Annotated in this window: 4 protein-coding genes and 1 pseudogene; all 5 read left to right on the top strand. The window is 66.3% G+C overall.

The annotated features are described in order from the left end of the window. Positions 1-297, top strand: a pseudogene (locus AX685_RS22645) (DNA polymerase III subunit delta'); the annotation flags it as partial. Positions 298-318: 21 nt separating this feature from the next. After that, entirely contained in the window at positions 319-1872 is a 1554-nt protein-coding gene (gene metG / locus AX685_RS12435; RefSeq protein WP_066489153.1) for a methionine--tRNA ligase, read from the top strand. Beyond that, a complete protein-coding gene (locus AX685_RS12430; RefSeq protein ID WP_066489150.1) occupies positions 1872-2651 on the top strand; it encodes a TatD family hydrolase in 780 nt (259 codons plus the stop codon). The genes metG and AX685_RS12430 overlap by 1 nt, the downstream gene beginning before the upstream one ends. Continuing rightward, on the top strand, positions 2648-3412 hold the full coding sequence (locus tag AX685_RS12425) for an MBL fold metallo-hydrolase (protein WP_066489148.1): 765 nt from the start codon (positions 2648-2650) through the stop codon (positions 3410-3412). The genes AX685_RS12430 and AX685_RS12425 overlap by 4 nt, the downstream gene beginning before the upstream one ends. 11 nt (positions 3413-3423) lie before the next feature. After that, positions 3424-3573, top strand: coding sequence for a hypothetical protein (locus AX685_RS22640; protein ID WP_197418600.1), 150 nt, complete (start codon positions 3424-3426; stop codon positions 3571-3573). The last annotated feature ends 78 nt before the right edge of the window (positions 3574-3651 follow it).

Below are 3651 nucleotides of genomic sequence, written 5' to 3'. Positions count from 1 at the left end.
ACCGCGCTGACCGCGATCGGGCGTGACGGCGATCCGGCGAACGCGCGCCGCGCAGGCCTGGCCAAGGCGCTGTCGCCCAAGGCAGCACAGGCACGATATGAGGCGTTCCTCGACCGCGTGCCCACCGTCATCGCGCAAATGGCGGCGATGCGGCATGGCGAGGACCTGCGCCGCGCGCTGGACGCCTATGACGAGGCGCGCGGGATCGCCGCGGCGGCGCGCGGGCTGTCGCTGGATGCGCAAGGCACCGTCTACGAACTGGCGGGGGTCGTGGCACGGCTGGCGCCGCGTCCGTGAGGGCGCTAGGAGGGCGTCGCTATGGGCGAACCCTTCTATATCACCACCGCGATCAGCTATCCCAACGGCCGTCCGCATATCGGCCACGCTTATGAGGCGATCGCCGCCGACGCGATCGCACGGTTCCAGCGGCAGGCCGGGCGTGATGTGCGATTCCAGACCGGTACCGACGAACATGGCCTGAAAATGGTTCAGACCGCGCGCGACAAGGGCATGGATGTGCGTGCGCTCGCTGATGAAATGTCGTCGTATTTCAAGGCAATGTGCGACGACCTGCGCATCAGCTATGATCGTTTCATCCGCACCACCGATGCCGATCACCACCGCGCCAGCCAGGCGATCTGGCAGGCGATGGCGGACGCCGGCGACCTGTACCTCGACCGCTACGAAGGCTGGTATTCGGTTCGCGACGAAGCCTTTTACGATGAGAAGGAACTGGTCGACGGGGAAGGGGGCGTCAAGCTTTCACCCCAAGGCACGCCGGTGACCTGGACCGCGGAGGAGACGTGGTTCTTCCGCCTGTCCCGATATCAGCAGCCGCTGCTCGACCTGTACGCCGCGAACCCCGATTTCATCCGCCCGGAATCACGCCGCAACGAGGTGATGCGCTTCGTGGAGGGCGGGCTTTCCGACCTGTCGGTGTCGCGCACCAGCTTCGACTGGGGCGTGCCGGTGCCGAGCAGCGCCGGGCACGTGATGTACGTGTGGGTCGATGCGCTAACCAACTACCTGACGGGCGCGGGCTATCCCGATGGCGATATGCCATACTGGCCCGCCGACCTGCACCTGATCGGCAAGGATATCGTGCGGTTCCACGCGGTCTATTGGCCGGCGTTCCTGATGTCGGCGAAGGTCGCGCTGCCGAAGACGGTGTTCGGGCATGGCTTCCTGCTTCACCGGGGCGAGAAAATGTCGAAAAGCCTCGGCAATGTCGTCGATCCCGGCGATCTCGCGCGCGCGTTCGGCGTCGACGGCCTGCGCTACTTCCTGCTGCGCGAGGTAAGCTTCGGACAGGACGGCAGTTATTCGGCGGAGGCGATCGTCACGCGCGTGAACGCCGAACTGGCCAATGCCTTCGGCAATCTGGCGCAGCGCACCTTGTCGTTCATCGCCAAGAACCTGGGCGGCGCGCTGCCCGAGGCGGGGCGCAGCGAGGATGCCGACGGACAGTTGATCGAGGAGGTGGTGGTCGCCTGTGCGGGCCTCAAGACCGCGTTCGACGACCTGATGCTGAGCCAGGGGATCGAGTCGTGGCTGCGCGGCGTCTACGCCTGCAACCAGTATATCGACGCGCAGGCGCCATGGTCGCTGCGCAAGACCGATCCCGAGCGGATGCACGCGGTGCTGCGCACGCTGGTCCGCGCGATCCGGATGCTGGCGATCGTGGTCTTGCCGGTGGTGCCGGAGGGTGCGGAACGGATCCTGGACCTGCTGGGTGTCGAGGATCGCGACCATGATGCGATCGACGACGACGGCTGGTACCAGCGGCATGTCGATGCCGGCTTCGTGCTGGCGGCACCGACCGCCGCCTTCCCGCGGCTGGAGATGCCGGCCGCCGAGCCGGAGCCGGCGTGATGCTGGCGGACAGCCACTGCCACCTGAACTACAAGGGGCTGGCCGAGGAGCAGGCCGACGTGCTGGCGCGGGCGCGGGCGCGCGGAGTAACCGCGATGCTCAACATCGCGACGCGCGAAAGCGAGTGGGATGCGGTGCTGGCCACGGCCGAGCGTGAGCAGGACGTGTGGGCGACGGTGGGCATCCACCCGCATGAGGCGGACCAGCATCCGCATGTCGATACCGCCAAGCTGGTCGACCGCGCGCGCCACCCGCGGGTGGTCGGCATCGGTGAAAGCGGCCTCGATTATTTCTACGACCATTCCGACCGCGCGCGTCAGCAGGCGAGTTTTCGCGCGCATATCGATGCGGCGCGGGAAACCGGGCTGCCGATCGTCGTCCATACCCGGAACGCGGAGGACGACACAGCGGCGCTGATGCGTGAGGCGATGGAGGAGGGGGCCTATACCGGCGTCATCCACTGCTTCACCGCGAGTGATGCCTTTGCCGACATCGCGCTCGACCTGGGCCTATACATCTCGATCTCCGGGATCGTGACGTTTCGCAATGCCGCGGCGTTGCAGGCGACCGCCGCGCGGCTGCCGCGCGAGCGGCTGCTGATCGAAACCGACGCGCCGTTCCTGGCGCCGGTGCCGCACCGCGGGAAGACCGGCGAGCCGGCGTTCGTCGCCGATACGGCGGCGTTCCTGGCGACGCTGCGCGGCGAAGATGTCGAAGAATTACAGACATATACAGCCGCTAACTTCCACCGCCTGTTCGATCGGACGCGCGCGGCGTGAAGATCCGCCTGCTGGGATCGGGAACCTCATCGGGCGTGCCGCGGATCGGCAACGACTGGGGTGCCTGCGATCCGGCCGAGCCGCGCAACCGCCGCACGCGATCGTCGGCGCTGGTCGAACATGACGGCACCCGCATCCTGATCGACACCAGCCCCGACATGCGCGAACAACTGCTGGCCGCCGGGGTCGACCGGGTCGATGCGGTGATCTGGACCCATGCGCATGCCGACCACATCTTCGGCATCGACGATCTCCGGCAGGTCTATCACGCGATGGCGCGGCCGGTGATTGGCTATGCCAGGTCATCGACGGAGGCACGGCTACGCGCGCAATTCGGCTATGTCTTTGACGGCGCGCATGGTTATCCGCCGACCGTCGAACTGGCGACGCTGCCCGATCGACTGACGATCGGCGGGATCACGATCCACGTCGCCGACCAGCCGCATGGCCCGATCACCTCGGCCGGATTGCGGTTCGAGGCGGACGGGCGGGCGATCGGCTATGCGACCGATCTGCACGCGCTGACTGAGGCGACGCGGGCGTTATATACTGATCTGGATCTGTGGGTGCTGGATGCGCTGCGCCGCAGGCCGCACCCGAGCCATCCGGATCTGGCGATGGCACTGGGCTGGATCGCGGAACTGACGCCCGCGGCGGCGGTACTGGTGCATATGGACCAGTCGATGGATTATGCCACGCTGCGCGCTGAGTTGCCCGCCACGGTCGAGCCGGGCCATGACGGCTGGGAGTGGTCGTCGTGAACGATACCACGATGCGCGCGATGATCCTGGCGCTGATGCTGATCCTGCCGCTGTCGGCGCTGGTCGCCCGGCGGATGCCGCTGTCTCGAACGGTGATGCTGGTTCTGATCTGGGTCGCGATCTTTGGCGTCGCCTACGGCATCATCGCTCTTTTTACATAATATCTATTATCGGCTTTTCCGTTTGTAACCGCTAAGTAGAAATGACACCGCTCCGCTAGATAGAAAAGGCACACAGTG

The sequence above is a fragment of the Sphingomonas sp. CCH9-F2 genome (assembly GCF_001556735.1).
Taxonomy (GTDB): Bacteria; Pseudomonadota; Alphaproteobacteria; order Sphingomonadales; family Sphingomonadaceae; genus Sphingomonas; species Sphingomonas ginsenosidimutans.
This window is presented reverse-complemented; position numbering and strand designations above follow the sequence as displayed.